The organism is Kistimonas ophiarachnellae, from assembly GCF_057552235.1.
In genome coordinates this window covers 169,192-188,717 of the sequence record NZ_BAAJPA010000010.1, presented here as the reverse complement: position 1 = coordinate 188,717, position 19,526 = coordinate 169,192, and the positions used below count along the sequence as shown (strand labels likewise).

20 protein-coding genes are annotated in these 19,526 nt (G+C 50.0%); 15 read left to right on the top strand and 5 right to left on the bottom strand.

All coding sequences use genetic code 11. From position 1 onward, the window contains the following. From AC27K1_RS14180 to AC27K1_RS14115, 14 genes are all read left to right on the top strand, one after another. Positions 1-1,305, top strand: a complete 1,305-nt coding sequence (locus tag AC27K1_RS14180) for a peptidylprolyl isomerase (RefSeq protein ID WP_487151438.1) — start codon at positions 1-3, stop codon at positions 1,303-1,305. Then, positions 1,302-2,294: a 4-hydroxythreonine-4-phosphate dehydrogenase PdxA gene (pdxA, locus tag AC27K1_RS14175; RefSeq protein ID WP_487151437.1), complete on the top strand. Its 993-nt coding sequence runs from the start codon at positions 1,302-1,304 to the stop codon at positions 2,292-2,294. The genes AC27K1_RS14180 and pdxA overlap by 4 nt, the downstream gene beginning before the upstream one ends. 66 nt (positions 2,295-2,360) lie before the next feature. Further along, positions 2,361-3,179 (top strand): 16S rRNA (adenine(1518)-N(6)/adenine(1519)-N(6))-dimethyltransferase RsmA, encoded by an 819-nt coding sequence (gene rsmA, locus AC27K1_RS14170; RefSeq protein ID WP_487151435.1) that lies wholly within the window; start codon positions 2,361-2,363, stop codon positions 3,177-3,179. A gap of 23 nt (positions 3,180-3,202) precedes the next feature. Continuing rightward, entirely contained in the window at positions 3,203-3,592 is a 390-nt protein-coding gene (gene apaG / locus AC27K1_RS14165; RefSeq protein WP_487151434.1) for a Co2+/Mg2+ efflux protein ApaG, read from the top strand. 73 nt (positions 3,593-3,665) lie between these two features. Continuing rightward, positions 3,666-4,481 (top strand): symmetrical bis(5'-nucleosyl)-tetraphosphatase, encoded by an 816-nt coding sequence (locus tag AC27K1_RS14160; protein WP_487151433.1) that lies wholly within the window; start codon positions 3,666-3,668, stop codon positions 4,479-4,481. A gap of 132 nt (positions 4,482-4,613) precedes the next feature. Further along, positions 4,614-5,846, top strand: coding sequence for a type II secretion system F family protein (locus AC27K1_RS14155; RefSeq protein ID WP_487151431.1), 1,233 nt, complete (start codon positions 4,614-4,616; stop codon positions 5,844-5,846). Positions 5,847-6,231: 385 nt separating this feature from the next. Then, entirely contained in the window at positions 6,232-6,630 is a 399-nt protein-coding gene (locus AC27K1_RS14150) for a hypothetical protein (RefSeq protein WP_487151430.1), read from the top strand. Continuing rightward, positions 6,627-6,914: a YkgJ family cysteine cluster protein gene (locus AC27K1_RS14145; protein WP_487151429.1), complete on the top strand. Its 288-nt coding sequence runs from the start codon at positions 6,627-6,629 to the stop codon at positions 6,912-6,914. The genes AC27K1_RS14150 and AC27K1_RS14145 overlap by 4 nt, the downstream gene beginning before the upstream one ends. Then, positions 6,911-7,729, top strand: coding sequence for a GTPase (locus AC27K1_RS14140; protein ID WP_487151427.1), 819 nt, complete (start codon positions 6,911-6,913; stop codon positions 7,727-7,729). Before AC27K1_RS14145 ends, AC27K1_RS14140 begins: the two co-directional genes overlap by 4 nt. A gap of 15 nt (positions 7,730-7,744) precedes the next feature. Further along, positions 7,745-8,185: a hypothetical protein gene (locus AC27K1_RS14135; protein ID WP_487151425.1), complete on the top strand. Its 441-nt coding sequence runs from the start codon at positions 7,745-7,747 to the stop codon at positions 8,183-8,185. Between the two features lie 3 nt (positions 8,186-8,188). Then, positions 8,189-9,880 carry a dynamin family protein gene (locus AC27K1_RS14130; protein ID WP_487151424.1) on the top strand — a complete coding sequence of 564 codons (1,692 nt, stop codon included), beginning with the start codon at positions 8,189-8,191 and terminating at the stop codon, positions 9,878-9,880. Further along, entirely contained in the window at positions 9,877-11,409 is a 1,533-nt protein-coding gene (locus tag AC27K1_RS14125; protein ID WP_487151422.1) for a GTPase, read from the top strand. The genes AC27K1_RS14130 and AC27K1_RS14125 overlap by 4 nt, the downstream gene beginning before the upstream one ends. A gap of 417 nt (positions 11,410-11,826) precedes the next feature. Next, entirely contained in the window at positions 11,827-12,045 is a 219-nt protein-coding gene (locus AC27K1_RS14120; protein WP_487151420.1) for a DUF4372 domain-containing protein, read from the top strand. Between the two features lie 717 nt (positions 12,046-12,762). Further along, a complete protein-coding gene (locus AC27K1_RS14115) occupies positions 12,763-14,292 on the top strand; it encodes a hypothetical protein (RefSeq protein WP_487151419.1) in 1,530 nt (509 codons plus the stop codon). A 183-nt stretch (positions 14,293-14,475) separates the two neighbouring features. Here AC27K1_RS14115 and AC27K1_RS14110 read toward each other — a convergent pair whose 3' ends face one another. From AC27K1_RS14110 to AC27K1_RS14095, 4 genes are all read right to left on the bottom strand, one after another. Next, on the bottom strand, positions 14,476-15,483 hold the full coding sequence (locus AC27K1_RS14110) for a hypothetical protein (protein WP_487151418.1): 1,008 nt from the start codon (positions 15,481-15,483) through the stop codon (positions 14,476-14,478). Positions 15,484-15,844: 361 nt separating this feature from the next. Continuing rightward, complete coding sequence (locus AC27K1_RS14105) at positions 15,845-16,954, bottom strand: 5-(carboxyamino)imidazole ribonucleotide synthase (protein WP_487151417.1); 1,110 nt, start codon at positions 16,952-16,954, stop codon at positions 15,845-15,847. Further along, entirely contained in the window at positions 16,954-17,436 is a 483-nt protein-coding gene (gene purE / locus AC27K1_RS14100) for a 5-(carboxyamino)imidazole ribonucleotide mutase (RefSeq protein WP_487151415.1), read from the bottom strand. The genes AC27K1_RS14105 and purE overlap by 1 nt, the downstream gene beginning before the upstream one ends. Before the next feature lie 24 nt (positions 17,437-17,460). Next, entirely contained in the window at positions 17,461-17,733 is a 273-nt protein-coding gene (locus AC27K1_RS14095; protein WP_487151495.1) for a sodium-dependent bicarbonate transport family permease, read from the bottom strand. Between the two features lie 101 nt (positions 17,734-17,834). Here AC27K1_RS14095 and AC27K1_RS14090 point away from each other — a divergent pair, with 101 nt between their 5' ends. Continuing rightward, complete coding sequence (locus tag AC27K1_RS14090) at positions 17,835-18,017, top strand: hypothetical protein (protein WP_487151413.1); 183 nt, start codon at positions 17,835-17,837, stop codon at positions 18,015-18,017. Positions 18,018-18,120: 103 nt separating this feature from the next. Here the strand turns inward: AC27K1_RS14090 and AC27K1_RS14085 are convergent, their stop codons facing one another. Then, complete coding sequence (locus tag AC27K1_RS14085; protein ID WP_487151411.1) at positions 18,121-19,137, bottom strand: Gfo/Idh/MocA family protein; 1,017 nt, start codon at positions 19,135-19,137, stop codon at positions 18,121-18,123. Between the last annotated feature and the right edge of the window lie 389 nt (positions 19,138-19,526).

Sequence of the window (19,526 nt, the reverse complement as noted above, 5' to 3'; positions counted from 1 at the left end):
ATGAACGTAATCAAGAACCGACTGTTAGGTGTGCTGCTCCCGGCGGTGTTGACTGTCATGACCCTGGCCGGCGCCCCGGCCATGGCCAAGGTTGTTCCGCTGGACCGCATCGTGGCCGTGGTGGACAACGATGTCATCATGGAAAGCGATCTCGACACCCGTTTGAAAGCGGTCAAACGCCAGCTGCAGGAGCGCAATACTGCACTGCCGCCGGAACACGTGCTGAAACAACAGATTCTGGAGCGACTGGTGATTGAAAACCTGCAGCTCCAGATCGCTGCACGAACCGGCATTCGTGTGGATGACTGGGCGCTGAACGATGCCATTCGCTCCATTGCCGAGCGTAACGGCATGACCATTGAGCAGTTCCAGAAAGCGCTGGAGGCCGATGGCCTGAGCTACCGGGAAGCCCGTAACGAAATCCGCCGGGAAATGCTGATCAACCGGGTGCGTCAGCGCCAGGTGCTGGAGCGTATCCAGATAACCGACAGGGATATCGACAACTACCTCAATTCCGAGGAAGGCAAGCAGCAGCTGGCTGTTGACTACCGTCTTGGTCATATCCTGGTGGCATTGCCGGAAGGCGCCAGCCCCGGCGAAATCCAGGCGGCCAACCGCAAGGCTGACGCGATTGTTGAGCAGCTGAAGAAAGGTGCAGACTTTTCCCAGGTGGCTGTCGCCCAGTCCCAGGGACAGAAAGCACTGGAAGGCGGCGACCTTGGCTGGCGTAAGGCTGACCAGCTGCCTTCCCTGTTCACCTCAGCGGTCAAGGATCTGCAAAAAGGTGAGATCTCCCAGCCGATCCGTAGCCCCAGCGGTTTCCATATTGTGAAACTGCTCGACAAGCGGGGAGATGAAAAGCTCCTGCAGGAACAGTTCCATGTTCGCCATATCCTGATTCGTCCCAATGAAGTCCGCAGTGATTTCGAAGCCCAGGAAATGGCCAAGAACCTGTACAAGCGCCTTCAGGGTGGCGCCGACTTCGGTGAACTGGCCCGCGCCTACTCCGATGACACCGGCACGGCACTCAACGGCGGCGACCTGAACTGGGTGAGCCCCAATGACATGGTGCCAGCCTTCCGTGACCAGATGCTGAGTGTGCCCCAGAACACCGTTTCCATTCCGTTCCGCAGCCGCTTTGGCTGGCACGTCCTCGAAGTGCTCGGCAAGCGCAAGGAAGATGTCAGCAACCGCGTACAGCGGGCCCGCATCCAGGAAATGCTGAGAAACCGCAAGTACGAAGAGGAATTGCAGGTCTGGCTCCGTGAGCTGCGTGATCAGGCTTACGTCGAAATCAAGCTGTGACAGAGCAAACCCTACCCCGCTTGACCATTACCGCCGGGGAACCGGCGGGCATTGGCCCCGATCTGTGTATCCTGCAGGCCAGCCAGCCACGGGATGCGCAATTGGTTGTCATCGCTGATCCCGCATTGCTTGAACAGCGATCTCGCCAGCTGAACGTTGATGTAAAGATCACGCCATTTGATCCGGACGCTCCCCGAAGACTATCCCTGCCGGGTGAAATACAGGTCATGCCCGTCACATTGGCGACAGCATGTACCGCCGGACAGCTGGACAGCCGCAACAGCGCTTATGTACTGGAAACCCTGACCCTGGCCGTCAACGGTTGTCAGTCCGGCCTGTTTGACGCCATGGTCACGGCTCCGGTTCATAAAGGCGTGATCAACGAATCCGGCATTCCTTTCAGCGGTCACACCGAGCTGTTGGCTGAATTAACCCATACTCCCCGCGTTGTGATGATGCTGGCAACCGATGGTCTTCGGGTTGCCCTGGCCACCACTCATCTGCCACTGGCAATGGTGCCGGAGGCTATTACCGAAGCATTGCTGGAAGAGGTCATCACGATTCTCCACAATGATCTGCAGACAAAGTTCGGCATTCAATCTCCCCATATTCTGGTCGCAGGCCTTAATCCCCATGCAGGGGAAGATGGTCACCTTGGGCGGGAGGAAATTGAGATCATCGAACCCGTACTGAGCCGCATGCGAGATAAGGGTATGAACCTGAGTGGCCCATTACCCGCTGACACCCTGTTCAACCCGGGCCGCCTTGAAAAAGCTGACGCTGTTCTGGCCATGTACCACGATCAGGGCCTGCCAGTCTTGAAATACAAGGGGTTCAGCGAAGCGGTGAATGTCACCCTCGGGCTGCCGATTATCCGCACCTCCGTTGACCACGGTACGGCACTTGATTTAGCCGGTACCGGGCTGGCGAATTGTGGCAGCCTGAATACGGCAATTCGCTATGCGTTGTCTATGATCCAGAGTGCGTAGTGCGCGATCAGGGCGAGTGCGGTATGATGCGCCGCCTTGCCCTCCAGGATTTGATACAGGCTGTTCATGAACCATTCCACACCACCCGTTCTTCAGCAGAAGCATAAGGCCCGCAAGCGTTTCGGCCAGAACTTCCTGCATGATCACGGGGTTATCAACCGCATCATTGCCTCCGTCCACCCGAGGCAGGGTGACCATATTGTCGAGATCGGCCCCGGCCAGGGCGCACTGACAGGGCAATTGCTGGATGGCGCCGGTGAGCTGGATGTCATTGAGCTGGATCGTGACCTGATCCCCTGGTTGAAACTGCATTTTGGTCTCAACCGCCTGTTCCGGGTTCACGAAGCCGACGCCCTGACCTTTGATTTTGAGTCACTGAAACAGGATGAGCGCCCGCTGCGTATTGTGGGTAACCTGCCCTATAACATCTCTACACCGCTGATTTTCCATCTGCTGTCCTTTTCCGGCACCGTCAGGGACATGCATTTCATGCTGCAGAAGGAAGTGGTTGAGCGGCTCTGTGCAACACACGGTGACAATCACTATGGCCGCCTGAGTGTCATGGTCCAGTATTATTGCCGTGCCGAATACCTGTTCCAGGTAGGCTCCGGCGCTTTCCGCCCGGCACCAAAGGTGGATTCCGCCATTGTCCGGCTGACCCCCTGGGATGAACTGCCTCATCCCTGCAAGGATGTCTCACTGCTGGAAAGTATTGTGAAAGATGCCTTTGCCATGCGCCGGAAAACCCTGCGCAATAGCCTCAAGAAGCGTATCAGTGCTGATGAGCTGGAACAGCTGGATATTGATCCGTCCATCCGGCCAGAGCATCTGCCTCTTGAGTCCTTTGTCAGAATTGCGGATTATCTAGTCCAGTATCGGCCATAACCCAACAAGCAGAAGAACATTGCATGCCCGGAAGCAACACACAGCAGTACCAAATCCGAGTCAGTGTCACCACAGACTACGTCAAGGACCAGTCCGAGCCCGATAACGGGCGCTATGTGTTCGCCTACCATATTACCCTGGAAAACACGGGCACCGTGGCCGCCCGCCTGCTGAGCCGCCACTGGTACATCACGGATGGTAACCAGAAGGTGCAGGAGGTGGCCGGCGAAGGGGTGGTCGGGCAACAGCCGCATCTGGCGCCCGGCCAGAAGTACGCTTACAGCAGTGGCTGCATGCTGGAAACACCGGTTGGCACCATGCACGGCAGCTATCATATGCAGGCGGACGACGGCCATGCGTTCGAGACGCCCATCCCCGTTTTCACACTCTCAGTCCCCGGTTCTCTGCACTGAGCGCCGGTCATCAAGCAGGAGGTCAGGCGGCCGATAGTCCCGCAGAACCTCCCGCTGGTAAAAGAACACCGATATGACAGACTACGTCGTTGGCGATATCCAGGGTTGTTACTCGGATCTCCGCCGCCTGCTGGACAAAGCCGGCTTTGATCCGGATCACGATACACTCTGGGCCGCCGGCGACCTCGTCAACCGGGGTCCGGAGTCCCTGGAAACCCTGCGCTATCTCAAATCCCTGAAAAAGCACTGCATAGCCGTACTGGGCAATCATGATCTGCATTTGCTGGCGGTGGCCCATGGCGTACGGGGCGCCAAGCACTCCGACACCATTGATGACATACTCGCCGCCAAGGACCGGGATAAACTACTCGACTGGGTTAGACACCGTCCACTGGTGCACTACGACAAATCGCTCAAGACCCTGATGGTCCATGCCGGCATCCCGCCCATCTGGGATCTTGACCAGACCCGCGAACGGGCCAGGGAACTGGAAAAAGTCCTGCAAAGCAAAAAGTGCGGCGAGTTTCTGGAAAATATGTACGGCAACAGCCCAAACTGCTGGTCCGGCAAACTCAAGGGCTGGGATCGCCTGCGCATGATAACCAACTATTTCACCCGCATGCGCTTCTGTCAGGCGGACGGCACACTGGACCTGGAAACAAAGTCCGGCCTCAGCACACCTGTAAACGGTTTTGCCCCCTGGTTTGACCAGCCATCCCGCCTGCCAGGCAAGTTAAACATTGTCTTTGGACACTGGGCGGCGCTCGAAGGTGAGACAGGCATGAAGCGCATCCATGCACTGGACACAGGCTGCGTCTGGGGCAATCGTCTGACATTGATGCGACTGACAGATTTCCAGCGTTTCAGTGTCGACTGTGGGTGCCGATAAAGAAATAAGCTGATCAGACGAGCACCCGTTGGCATTCCATGCATACAAAGCTGTTAAACTGGTGTGGTTTGGATACAATCGACTACGACTTCTGGTCAGAATAACCATAATCACTAAACCGGCTACTCGGACATGGCAAAGAAGGGCGCTCCCAAAACACCCAAAACCAGCACATTTGTCTGGGAAGGCAAGGATAAGAACGGTCGCAAGATCAAGGGTGAGGTGAACAGCACCACCGTTGCCCTTGCCAAGGCCGAACTCCGTAAGCAGGGCATCAATCCCACCAAAGTGCGGAAACAGGCCGTTAGTCTCGGTGGAGGCGGCGGTGGCAAGATCAAACCGCTGGACATTGCCTTCTTCACACGACAGATGGCCACCATGGTCAAGGCTGGTGTCCCCCTGCTCAATGCCTTTGATATCACGGCCGAGGGTATCGACAAGCCCGCGATGAAAAACCTGATCATGACGATCAAGAATGACGTTGCCGGCGGCAGTAACATGGCCGATTCTCTGCGCAAACACCCTGAATACTTTGATGACCTTTATTGCAGTTTGATCGCTTCCGGTGAACAGTCCGGCGCCCTGGAAACCCTGCTGGATCGAATCGCAACCTACAAGGAAAAGAGTGAAGCCCTTAAGTCCAAGATCAAGAAAGCGATGAACTATCCCATCGCGGTGGTCGCGGTGGCGTTCCTTGTTACCGGTATCCTGCTGATCAAGGTGGTGCCGCAGTTTGAAGAAGTGTTTGCCGGCTTCGGTGCTGAACTGCCCGCCTTCACCCAGATGGTTATCAACCTGTCGGAGATGCTACAGGAATGGTGGTATATCGTCATTGGTGTGCTTGTGGTGTTTGGCTTTTCCGTGAAACAGATACTGAAAACCTCCGAATCCGCCCGTGATAAGCGCGATCGACTGATCCTGCGGTTGCCGGTTGTCGGCTCTATCCTCGATAAATCCGCCGTTGCCCGATTCTCGCGAACACTGGCTACCACCTTCTCAGCGGGTGTTCCCCTGGTAGAAGCACTGGACTCGGTTGCCGGTGCTGCGGGTAATGTGGTCTACCGGGAAGCAACGGAAACGATCAAGGAAGATGTATCAACCGGTCAGCAGCTTCAGTTCGCCATGCGCAACGCCGGTATCTTCCCCAATATGGCCATCCAGATGGTAGCGATCGGCGAAGAATCCGGTGCTCTGGATGAAATGTTGTCCAAGGTTGCCAACTACTACGAAGAAGAAGTCGATAACATGGTCGACGGCCTGACGAGCCTGATGGAACCGCTGATCATGGCGGTACTGGGTGTACTCGTTGGTGGCTTGATCGTTGCGATGTACCTGCCCATCTTCCAGCTGGGTTCTGTGGTCTAAAAAACTGTTGTTGAGACATATTAAAGTCGCTGACAGAAATACCACTAGACACGCTACAGACCGCGTTCTATGCGGGTTAGTGTCAACGATTTTAATCCATTTTGATCGGAAACTGACTGCCCGACAGCCCCTGAAAATCAAGAGTATGTGTCAACGACTTTATTATTTCTCTACAACTGTTGAGGTGGATTAAAACTATTGACACGTATGTAAAACTATTTACTACTACTGATCATTTCAGTCAGTGAAGCTGTAATGTAAAACTTACGCCACAAATACTTGACCTAGCACGGCTTTCTAGAGGCTTCAAAATGGTAACATGTGGGTCTCTACGTAAGTAAAATCGAATTGCCTTTTTATTATCTGTTAGTAATAGGGTATCTAAGTGTTCCTAAACCGTTTATCCCAAAATGAAAAACAAGCGTTCCTTTCAATAGCTCATCATATTGCCCATGCTGACAGTGAACTGACATTAGATGAAGCTAATCTGTTAGCAAAGTACTGCATGGAAATGCAAATTGATGACATTGAGTACTGCGAAACAGAGTTCGATCTCATGTCCTCCTTAAATACATTTCAATCTGAAAGCCACAGAAAAATTGCGCTGCTGGAAATTATGGCCCTTGTCTACGCCGATGGCGTTATCGCAAAGGAAGAGCAGACTCTTATCAATGAAATGATCAGTCACTTTGAGCTAAATCCAAATCTCGCTATCGTTTATCGTGAGTGGTCAAAGAGTATTCTGTCACTGTTTGTTCAGGGTGAAGCACTAATTCACCTATGAATTTTCCATGTTCACGCTGTGGTGCCTGCTGTCAAAACCTGAAGTATGTCAAAGAGCTGAAATTTCTTCATGCTGGCGATGGTGTTTGCAGACACTTCTCAGCAGAGCAAGGATGTGTGATCTATGACGAAAGACCCCTACTCTGCCGGATTGATGAAGGCTACGAAAAGCTTTTCAAAAACGTCATAGATAAAGATCTCTATTACCAAGCCAATGCCGAACACTGTAACTCCATGCAGGAACAGGCCGGTCTGGATCCGATTTTCAGGATAAAATTAGTATGAGCAATATCAACTTTGAGACCATGCTCAAGTTTATTCCATCGTCTAGAGAGAATCTTGCTCGACTGGAATACCTCCAGAGCAGTACAAAAAATGATGTGCGCATAGCCGTGTTTGGCAAATACAATCATGGCAAAAGTACGTTGCTGAATGCATTGGTCGGTGAAGACGTTTTCAGTGCCGCCGACAAACGGGAAACCATCAAAAACCAGGAATATAAGCATGATGGAGTCGTGTGGGTTGATACTCCCGGCCTCGATGCTGACGTACATGGCAAAGATGACCAGGAAGCGAGAGAAGGCGCATTTAAAGTCGCAGACTTTTTGTTCCTTGTTCATAACGTCAAAACCGGCGAGCTGGATAAGTACGAACAGCGCCTGTACTCGGATCTGATGAAACAGGATAAAAACTATAAGAGTAAAATGTTTTTAATCCTGACTCAGGTAGATCAGCTTGAAGCGGCAGATCTTGAGCGAGTCGTTGCCAATATACACCGCCAGATTGGTGAGCTGACAATCATCCCGGTATCCGCTGTGCGTTACCTGAAAGGTATCCGTGAAAATAAAAACAGGTTTGTGGAACTCAGCGGCATGAGTCAGCTGCTGGAGTACAAGCAAACGCTTAAGGATCAGCTGGCAAGCTTCCGTCAGAGAGAGATCAAGCGTCTGAAGGACAAAGCTCGTCTTGAGTTAAAAGACCTGATTGATAGTACACAAAAAGAACTTGCCACCCTGCAGCACCGTCTCAATAAGAAAACCAGTGATTTTGGCCGGGACGCGCAACAAGCAGTTTCAAATATAAACAGGCAGGTTAGTTAACAAGAGAATAGATTTATGGCGATTCCATTTTTGATTGGTGCAGCAGTAGTAGCTGCCACTGTCGCTATTGCGCATTCCTCTAAAGATGATGACGATGATTCCTACGAGCGCGAGCGAGCCCGTGAGCGGGCTCGTGAGATTGAACGTCAGGCTGAGAGTGATCGTCAAGAGCGCCTGCGTGTTGAGCAACAACGCCTAGAACAACAAAATCAGCAGCGCATTCAAGAGTATGCAGAAAGTGAAATCTCCCTGCTGCTTCTTAAGCATGACCTAGAAGAAATTCTTGATAAGGCTAAATTGGCTAAAGACGCTGTCAACCGGCCAGATCATTGCCAAACCCAATTAACAGAGGCCTATGGCAAGTCTGCGACAGTACAGAAACTGAAATATGATATTGCAAAGTGCAAAATCAAAATATCAGCACTGGAAGAGCTGTACGCACAGTTTAAGGTATAACAGATGTATAACAATCCATTCATTGACAGTCTGAATGTTTTTCAGGCTGATTTTGAAACGCTTCAGGACAAAGAAACCGCGCTGCTTACCCACATGGAAGAGCTGAAGTCCTCCCTGCAGCGTTTATCCAGCAAGGACTCGAATCCCCTGAACCCTGAGAGCTCTCTTTTTCAGCAGAGTGCCGCAGTCAAGGCCAAGATTGAAGGCAGCATCAGTTGCTGGGCAGAGAATTGGGAGCAGGCTTCCGCCATGCGAAAGCTTTCCGAGACTTTTGCCGATCGCCTGATTTTTCTCGTGTTTGGCAAGGTGAACGCCGGTAAAAGTTCTTTCTGTAACTTTGTTGCCGAGCAGTTTGCAGCGGATGATGTGCAGAACTTTCGTTTTGAAAACGGGGAAAAAAAACCGTTCAATGATAAATTACCTGAAGGAGTGGTAGAAACAACGGCCTGTATCCAGGGCATGGAACTTGGGCCCAGGCTGGTTCTTTTGGATTCTCCCGGCCTTCATTCTGTCACGGATGAAAATGGGGAGCTGACCCGAAAATATACCGATAGCGCAGATGCGATCATCTGGCTGACACCATCGACATCACCAGGGCAGGTTCAGGAGCTTGATGATCTGAAAGTCGAGTTGGAAAGCGCTAAACCTTTACAACCGGTGCTAACGCGCAGTGATTTTTTTGAAGAAGACATTGATGACAATGATGAAATCATCAAGCTGCTTAAAAATAAACCGGAAGCTACCCGTACGACACAGGAGAACGATGTTAAGGAAAGGGCTATCCAGAAATTACAGGGTAATTTCCCCCTTAAACAACCAGTTTCGATTTCAGTCCATGCCTATCGCAAAAGCGATTTGCCTCCTGAACAGGCTTTGCAGGATGCGGGTTTGGCCCGACTATTCGAGCAACTGGTATCTTTAATCAATGAAGCCCGAACCTACAAAGTCGAGAAAGCCAAAAGGCAGGTGATTAATTACCTCGACAGCAAAGTGCTCAAGCAGCTTCAGAATGAAGTGATTCCACAAGTCATGGAGCTGCAGAGACAGGGTAATGAGGCAAGGGAACAACTAAAACGCAAGGAACTGATTATCTGTGGTTCCGTAGTTAATGAAGTAACCTCTGCAATCCCCGTCATCATTGAAAAATATAAAACATCACAAGATAAAGAAAACATTGCCAATGAGCTAAACAAGCTCATTGAGTCATGCATCAACGACACCCTGAAATGTGAATTGAGCGAGTTTTCAAAGAGTATTCAGGCGGTTGGTAGCACACTTTCTGCCGGTAAGCTGGGGAGCTTTGAAGATATCACAGTAGATATCGAGCAGGTCTCAGGTTATGGAGCCAAAAGTGTCGCCGCAAGCGGTGGAGCAGTTGCAGGCTCAATTCTTGGTAGCTTTCTGGCACCAGTTCTTGGCACGGCTATTGGAGGTATGATCGGTGGTGCGCTCGGTTCAAAGGCTGGTGAATATTTCGTGAAAACAACGACGGTCACTGAGACTGTTGGCGTTAGTACCCATCAGATCATTGAGCAGACGACCATGACGGTCAAAGCAGACCTTCCAAAACTGGTTTCCCACGTTATTAGTGACGTTCAGCAGATGGTCGAAACTATTGAAAAATACTCTTCCGGTGTCGTAAACGTCATCCAGCGCTTTGAAAACGATGTCCAGCATCTTAAGGAAAGCGTATGACGGATGAAACATTCAACTTCCAGACATTGATCGACAAATCAACCGAGACCGTCAGAAAGTACCATCCTGGAAATGTCGATGAGGTGAGGAATGAGTTGGCACGCTTCTTTGGAGATCGTGTGCTCAACATCATGCTCTATGGTGCCTACAATGCTGGCAAGAGTACGCTCATCAATACCATCCTTGGCTCTGAATCAGCGGTTGTTAACGATATACCAACAACATTCAAAGTTGATCGATTTTACTGGAACAGTATCTATCTGCTGGATACCCCTGGGGTTAATGCGCCCATTGAGCATGAGGAAGCAACTCGGGATCAGGTCAAACGCAGTGGTCTGATGTTGTTTGTTATCAGGGAAGGCGATCAGGATTCCAAAGACTTGTACATACGCCTTTTTGATATGCTGAAGCGCGACAAGAAAGTCTTTATCTTGCTGAACCACCAGGCCGCTTCAGATGATGATATACAGACGGCTTACAATAAAATTCTCAGTATTCTGACCGAGCTTGGGCCCAAGTATGATGTTTCCGATGACAGGATTGGAGCCATACCAGTCTACCCTGTCAATTTGAATACAGCATTACGGGCCCGGCTTAAGGGGGCTGATAAGCTGCTTGAGCATTCCGGATATTCCGAGTTTCTGGCGGGACTGATGCAATGGATCAACCAGTTTAACCATGACAATCATATTACCGAAACACTTAACAATATTGTCTGCGAACTCTGGTTCAAACCAGCTTATGACAATATTTCAGCCCGACAGGACGTATGTCAGCAATCGAAATTAAATGACCTGCAGAATGACCGGTCACTGATTGAACAACAAAAGCGTTTTATTGCAAATTCTGCTTTCAGTTTTATCCAGCAGGAAATCAGCCTGGTGAAACGCCAGGTCAGAGGCGTGCTGGAAAGCTCAAGTGACCAGTTTGACTGTGAGTCCCGACTGCAGGCTGTGTTTTCCTCTGTCACCGAAAACGTAGAGAGATGGCTTAAGGCCGAGGTTGAAGGCGCCTATGGTCGTATTTCGACACTGATACAACATGTTCCCGGTGCAGAATTGGAAATTTCAAAATCTAATCCTGTTAAAGACGTTGTGTTAGAGGGGGTCAAAAAGACAATCACGGATAAAGATAAGCTTTTCAACGCTCTCAAACTAGCCAGAAAATTCAAAATTCCTGGCATTAAGGGGCGCTGGGAAAAAACCCTCGGCCAGTGGGCGGGTAAAGCCGCTGTAGTGCTACAGGTTGTTACGTCTGTATATGATGCCTATAAAGCGGGACAGGAGCAGGACAAGGAAAACCAGTTGAAACGGGAGCAGGCCATAAGTCTGAACCAGTCGGTTGAACAAATCTGCTCTGATGTACTGCAACAAATCCATATCAGCATCGTTGATATAATCAACTCTTTGTTTGATGAGCGTATTAATGATATTCAACAGAAGATTGGCACAATTATGGATCACCTGGGAGAAGTTGAGCGTGACAAGGAGCTGATATTGAAAGAAATGGGCAAGTTGCAAAACGTCTGAGTGTATTCAGGCACTTATTAAAACAACCAAAGCTACCCGAGCAGGCTAAAAACCCTGCTCAGGCTGTTCAAAGAATGTACAGTCCATGAGTAAAGCTGATATTCGCTGAGAAAATGGACCACTACTGACATATCAACACTTTTAATCCACGCAGTTTTCCTGCACACCTTATTTGTCAACAGTTTTAATACATTTCAGTGTTGTTTTAGGCACTCTACAGCCCGCTAAATTAGGGGTATATGTCAACAGTTTTAATCCCCCTTAACACCCGTGCGTTGAGGTGGATTAAAACTGTTGACACCTATCACTGCTGTCCGGTTTAAAAATTCATAGGTGTCAGGAAGTGTCTGTCCTAACTGGCTTTCGGTAAAATAACAGTTGCCGAAAGAGCTATTTCACCAAGAGCAAGGGACAGGCATGAAGCATAGTAACAGTGCTTTTCATCAACGGATCAAACACCTTACACGTCACCATTTCCAGAAGGCTGTTGACCATCACAAAGGTGATCACCGGGTTCGCACTCAGCTTATCAGCCTGATGTTTGCCCAAATGACTGGCCGAACTTCTCTCCGTGACCGGTGTAAAATTTCAATACCAGGCGTAATCACCACTATCACCTTGGTGCAGGAAAGATAAAGCGTTCATCCTTGTCTGATGCCAATAACAGTCGGCCTTCCGCCATCGTTATGGGAACGTTCTTCTATCTCACCACCTGGACCAGGGTAGCCTTGGCCAGGAAAGCTGTGAAAAAGATGGTTCGCCTGGTTGATTCCACATCCATTGACCTGAATCTCAACCCGTTCGAATGGGCGAGCTTCCGAAGCACGAAGCATTCTGGAAGACCAGACTATTCAGCTCTCATCGGTTAAGACTCAAAGGGATTGTTCAATTGACCTGAGAAGAGTAACGATTGTCAGAGAAGACGATGGAAAGGTTTTGTCGTTTATCTCCAATGACCTTGACAGAACGCCCCAGGAGATAGCGTTTTTTTCAAAGGGATCAAGCAAAACCTGAAGATCAAACGGTTCCTTGGGCAAAGCGAAAGTGCAGTCAAAATCCAGATGCTATCTGCCATGATCGCCTACCTTTTACTTAGGCTTCCCCAGATCACAATACACGGTCAATTGTCCCTGCAGCAATCGGACACCCGCGAACTTTGGCCGCCACTTCTACCGTGTCGATGCCATAGCAGATATGGGCTTTGGTTTTGCCTGTCCGGTGCTGTCGGAGGCACCTTATTCCCTGCCTTGTGGCGTGCCCGGTCCATAAGAAAAAAGTACAGGCAACTTTTTTTCAATTTCGTTGTCTAGATTGTTAGATGTTCAAGGTTGCGTATTTCTGGGCTATTTGATTATGTCAGTTTCTCAAGGCTGTAACGGTGACATCTGCTTTGGAGGGCTTTCTGCTTTTTCATGGGTATGGCATGCTGACTCCGAAGTATGTTGTCTGTACCGCCTGTGTAAGGCCGTTTTCTCTATATGCCTTGGAATTATTGCTGCCGTTGATTGTGTGGGGACATTGAGCGGCCAATATAAACGGGCGCGGTTCGCGATAGATTATAACAATTTCAAAAAAACACTGGATCAACGAACAACTCATGTTTCATCTCCTGATCATTCGACGAAGTCACACGCGGCAGGCTCCGGGGATAACGACGTTTCTTTCGGTGACAGTCCACCGTGTTATCAGCCACTGACAAACGCTATTGCATCGACCTTTCCACTACCGAAACTGGAAGGTACGGCGGATTCCGAAAGAGCCCATTTTGCGAGAGACTCCCCGCTCCAACACTATTTATTCAGCTATGAATTCAGTGAGCCCGGCACCCCTGTTCATCCTGACCACCCGCTGGATTACAAGCGCACTCTGGCAGCGCTTGAGGAGAAAACAACGGCACAGGATGGCGCCAGGAAAGCCGCGCTCCTGGTTGGCGACAGTTGTCTCCTGCCGGCTTTGCCAACGCTCGCAAAGCATGCTGATGTGGTACTCATGCTAGACTATGACCCTTTTCTACTGAGATTGCAGTTGAAGAGGCTGGCATTGATCATGGAATGCACCTCGAAAGACAGTGAAAAGTGGTATTTACAGACACTGAATAGCTATGTACAGACATTTGTATCCGATTATCCCTTTCTGAAGGAATATCAACAGTACAAAAGTCGATGTGGCAAGTACCACCCGTTTTCATCGGATGAGCGGTTGAAAGCCGTTCAGGCAGCCATTGGTAAAATGCGCTTTATAACCGTTTATTGCAATTTGTTTGACGGCGGGGACATGGCGAATCTCAAACAGATATTGCAAAGCAACCAGGTGTCCATAGAGTTTATGAACCTGTCCAACGCCATGGAATTTGTTTGGGGCTTTTTTGATAAAAATCCCTTCTCGTTTGATGAGGGCAGGCCGGTGCCTTATCGATACATCCAACCATTGCCGTTTAGTGATACGGCTATGTGCGCCTTTGCTTCACGGCAAACGGATGTTAATCAAACAAGGTTTGATCATCTCCCCCATTGCTGGCAATCGATAGATGGCCTTGGGCGATTACTGGCTATCCAGCGTACCGGGAAAAGCGGCAGCCCGATACAGGCGACGACATGGTTCGATGCGTTATCGAAGAGCTTGGCCAATGCTTGCAGCCATAGTGCGAAGGCAGCCCAGGCAGGCGAATTATCGGTCAAGACATTACTGGCCTTTGCCAATCCAGCTGATATTGAAATGCTCGTATCACGCAAGAGTGAGTTGCTGAAAGCTGAGGATTCCCCCTCAACGCACCGTTCGGAAAGGCTGGAGTCTTTGATGGCGTTCATTGATTTAACGATTGCGAAGGGCAAGTATCACGCAATGAGTGATGCCATAGTTCAAGCACCGAAGAAGATAGAGTGAAGTGGTTATAGTTTTCCGGACACACAAACTCGAACAATATCAAAGCCCCTTAAGGTGTCCAGATGTCAGAAATGAAAGTAAAAACCTATACGGCGGAGTTCAAGGAATCAGCTATAAAATGATCATAACTCATTTTTAACCGCTGAGAATGGGCGACGCGGTCTTGCCTATTCGCAGCATGGTTCAGGGAACAATCACAGATTTTAATGTCATTTGATCAATCCCCTGCGTGATCCTCCCGATTGGTATCAAAATGTCCTTAAGCGCCTCAATTTGAGGCTCCTCCATCCTTTTATACGCGGGCTTATTCTCGTAATGCTTTTTATCGGCAACCACGTCACCGTAAGTCCTTTCTCCAGAGATCATCTGCTCAAATTCGAACAAATTCAGGAAACTGGAATGTTTCCACAACGGCAACGTCAGCACACGAGGCAGCGCCTGCCTACGAAACATCTCATCCTTACCATGTGTGATTAACATGTTGGGGGTTGAAAGCCAGTTCCAAGGCGAGGCGTCCAGATTAATGCCTGATTCAATCGCATCAATATAATCGTCGCATTCAATCAAACGGAATTGAGGCAGATATTCTTTTTGCGCAGGATTGTTCAGTTTATGCTTGAGTTCTCTTTCAGAGTAACAACTCTTTACCCAATCAATTCCGTCCAAAGGCGTTGAACCCATTCTGGGATCAATAACCTTGAGAGATTCAGATATTTTGCACAGCAAAATCAAGTGAAAATCAATCGTTACATTCGGATTGAAATCCTTCGACGCATTCTCTGCGGTTTCAGCTGCCGCTGCCGCTACTTCTGCGGTTCCCGTTCCCACTGCAGCTGCCGCCGCTGCAGCCTCTGCCACTGCCTCGGCCTCTGCCGCTGTCGCCATCTCATCCCCACAAAAAATGACATCTTCATGAGTTACCATGACCACTTTCAGCTTCTTGCAAATCCCATCGGACAATGCACACAGGAGATTTTTCATATGTATTGGCGTCTCTGACCTTCTCCATTCCCGCCACTGCGCCTGACTCTCTTCAATGGTTTTTTCAATAAGATCCTTATCCGCGGCGTCTAGCTCTTCTATGTCCAGGTGTCGCTGGACAGCTTGACTTCGGATTCCACTCCCGTGTTGAGCCGGTAAGGAAAGGTCTGGCAATGAACCAGATTTTGATATGGTTGCGGTTTTCTGCATATGTCACGACTCCATTTCGTCGGGTAAGACTCCTGTCAAAGTAACTGACAGCGCTTTTACAAAAAAGTTGCAAGAGCCCTTAGCATCTAACCGACATATACAAAGGAGCTAACAGGAGCCTTTGCCACATATTGCAGCAAACCTGGGCTGACGCCAGTTTAAAGAAATCAGTTTCAAGTGGAGAGATTGACAAAGTCAGTGGCGTAATGGCTCAGAACACCTCGCCAAGCGCGGCATAACGCGCATAGACGAGGTATTCCATGCCCAGAACTACTCTCAGAAGTTCAAGCGGAGAGCTGCCAAGTTGGCTGTAGAGTCAGGTCAGCCAGAGATCATGTCGTTAACGTTTACACAAATTTAATTACCGGCTCTCTTTATATATGACGCGTTTCAAATCGCTGATTTGGTTGACCAACTTCTGGCGATCTGTACTCCATACATTGAGATGCCCTACCTTCCGGTTTGGACGTGGCGTTTTGTTGTAATCGTGTAGCTGAACATTGCTGTCAACCAGCCAGTTTGTATTGAGCTTTTGTCCAAGCACATTCACCATGCCCGCATGGGTCGCTGGCTCAGTTGCACCTAACGTTATGCCGGCAATACTGCGCAGATGGTTTTCAAACTGGGAACAGATGCCGGCAGCCTGTGTCCAATGACCACTGTTGTGCACCCTGGGCGCCAGTTCGTTGACCAGAAGCCTGTCATTCAGAACAAAGAACTCAATAGACAGAACACCGACATATCCCATTTTTTCAATGATGGTCTGTGCAATTTTCCGGGCTTCTACTGAGAGTGATGGCGAGGGCAGCTCGGCTGGTGCAATGGAGCTGATAAGAATGCCGTTACGGTGTTCGTTTTCTGCCAGTGGGTAGAATGCACATTCTCCCTTGCTTGATCGCATGGCAACGATGGAAGCTTCTTTCTCGAAAGCAACAAAGCCTTCGACAATGAAATCGCCGTCCACTGTATTTTCAAGCAATATCGCATCCAGCTCTTGCGTGTTGTCAATCTTCCACTGACCGCGACCGTCATAGCCCTCCTCACAGGATTTGACAATCACAGGCAATCCCAGCGCTTCAACAGCGGCTTTTAGACTTTCTGCGGAATTGATCAGACGGTAAGGGGCTGTCGGCACACTCAGGGCATTAACAAAGTTCTTTTCACGCCCCCGGTGCTGGCATATTTCAATCGCATCCGGGTTAGGGTTGACCTCACAGAATGAGGCGAGATCTTTCAGCATCTTTACATCGACATGCTCGCGCTCAACCGTTACCACGGCAGGCTCACCCAGCGCTTCGAAAAGCTTACGGCCCGTCAACCCTGGTGTTAATTCAACAATGTTTCCCAGGCCCTCGACACAGGACCTGTTTTCACCGGGCTCTGCCAGAAAAGAAAATGTCAGCCCCAAATGCCAGCCTTCCAGCGCCATCATACGGGCCAGCTGACCGCAACCAATCATTGCGATGTGCATTATTCAACCTCTACGGGAACGCTTTCTGTTTGCTCTTTACGCCACTGCTGCAAACGCTGGCTGAGTTCGTCATCTTTTAGCGCCAGCATCTGTGCGGCCAGCAGCCCTGCATTATAGGCGCCAGAATTCCCTACTGCCTGACAGGCGACAGCAACCCCTTTGGGCATTTGCACCATCGACATCAGGCTGTCCATACCGTTGAAATGCTTGCTGGGCACAGGCACGGCAATCACGGGCAGGTGCGTCATGGCCGCGGCCATTCCGGCCAGGTGCGCAGAACCACCGGCGCCGGCAATGATCACATCAATACCGCGCAGGTGAGCTTCAGAGGTAAATTGGTAAAGCCGATCAGGCGTACGGTGGGCAGAAACCACGCGGGTTTCGAAACTGACACCCAGCTCGTTCAATGGAATGGTAGCGGACTGCATAATGGGCCAATCCGATTGTGAGCCCATAATGATGCTGACGGAAATCTTGCTCATACAGTGTATCCGGGTGAATCCAGTTTAAACCATCACTTCGATGATCAGCGCGCTGTATAACGGTATACCCACCAGCACGTTAAACGGAAACGTGATGGCGAGCGATGACGTAATCGACAATCCCTGGTTGGCCTTTGGCAAGGCAACGGCCATCGCCGCGGGTACGGCAATGTAAGAGGCACTGCCCCCCAGAGTGGCCAGCAGAATAGTGCCCCCAGCCGAAAGCTGCAAAAGCTGCGCAAACAGGGCACCTAAAGTAGCACCAATGAGAGGCATAATCACCCCAAAGGTTGCGATGAAAGAACCCTATTGCTTTAAAAGTTGCAGACGTGATGCTGAAACCCTGCCCATTTCCTGCAGAAACAGTGCCAATACGCCATAAAAGAGGTTACCGAAGAATGGCATGGGCTTTGGGTGGCAGCGCCGGACCGGCAGAACTTGATGTCGAGTCCACGCCGATCATAACCAAATGGTACCTTGCCAGCTTACAGACCAAACAGCTGTCCACGGTTGCCCAGACCTTCCTGGATTACGTCTCGAGCCAGGGGCGGAAAAGTATAGAAGCGAAGATGAATTTATAATGCAACGGGACTCGTTAAAGTTCCCGTTTAGCGACTAATAAGAGCCTGACGATATGCTGCCTCACAGCTTTCTGCGGAAAGTCAGCGTGTATGCTTTCAAAACTTATTTCACAGCCTGCCAGTAAGCATCAAGAAGCGTTTGGGTTTTCAGTGATAGTGCTGCCGCCTGACGAGCATTTTCCGACGAGGGGTCAGCAGTCATTGCAGCAAAATGGCGCATCATAATGGCTGCCTGCGGTTCATCAGAATCTGCTGTCACAAACTCAAAGTCCTCAGGCTGAGCCAACCCTGTGCGCTTGATATAACCATTGATATGTTCCTGGTTATCAAAAGCAAAGCCGCTTTTCCAGTCCAATACGAAATCTGACAGGCTGAACATGCCCTCGTGTCCGAGGATATCAAGATCCATCAAACACACACCGACGTTATAGCCAAAATCAAATGTGGATGATTTGCCGTCCTCAAAAACCACCACGCCACACCCGCGAATAACAGCCCCGGCATCATCATCTCGCACAATACCACCCGCAACGGATTGAATTGCAGAGGCAGGCTCCAGGTACTCGGTAATCGCACGCATGGCGTACCAGCCCATATCACCGACAGCGCCTGTTGGCTCTTTTTCCGGATTAAAGCGAATGTTGCTTTTATCCATCAGGGGAAAGAAGAACGAGCTGCGAACTGCCTGGGGTTCACCAATCGATGCGACCATCTGATCCCGGATCTGCCGGGTACGGGGATGGTGTGAGAAGTGTGTGGCATCCATAAAGGCAACACCATTGTCACGTGCGGCTGCGATGATCTTTTGCAGCGATTCAGCGTTGATAAATGGCTTATCCACAAGGAGGTGTTTTTTATGCGCCGCTCCGAAGAGTGAAATTTCTTCCTTGCAGGCGGTCGGGGTCGCGATATAAACCGCCTCAATGAGATCCGAACTGAGCATGTCACGCCAATTATCATAGGTAATACCAATACCCTGCTGTTCCGCAAATGCCTGAGCGGATGCTGGACGACGACTGGTCACGGCCACTAACTTGATGCCTTCAACCTGCTTCACAGCATCGGCAATGACACCAGCAATCAAACCCGAGCCGACAATACCTAAACGTAATTTAGACATGCATCGAATTCCAGTTATCGGCACTATTCGCGCCTGAGAGTTTAATGCGGCCTTCATTCAAACAAGACGGACAAAATGACTGACAACCAGGCAACTATAAGGGACAAGCCTCAGTCTAAAGCTGATAATAGCAATCTTGCAGGGCATATCCGAAAAGCGCCATGATATGCCAGACGGGAGGAGAAATGGCAGGCAGGCAGGCAACAAACATCCCACAAGCGGAAATGAAGTGGTGTAATGACTCAGGACACCTTGTAGGGTTCTTCTTAAATGTTTTTCGGGTAAAGGGAGGCCCACCTTCAGCTGCAACTGAAGGCCTTATGCAGTAGCTCGAACTACTGCAGTCCCGTTATGTTTGAAGAAAAAGCATATGGAAAAAGCGGCTTAAC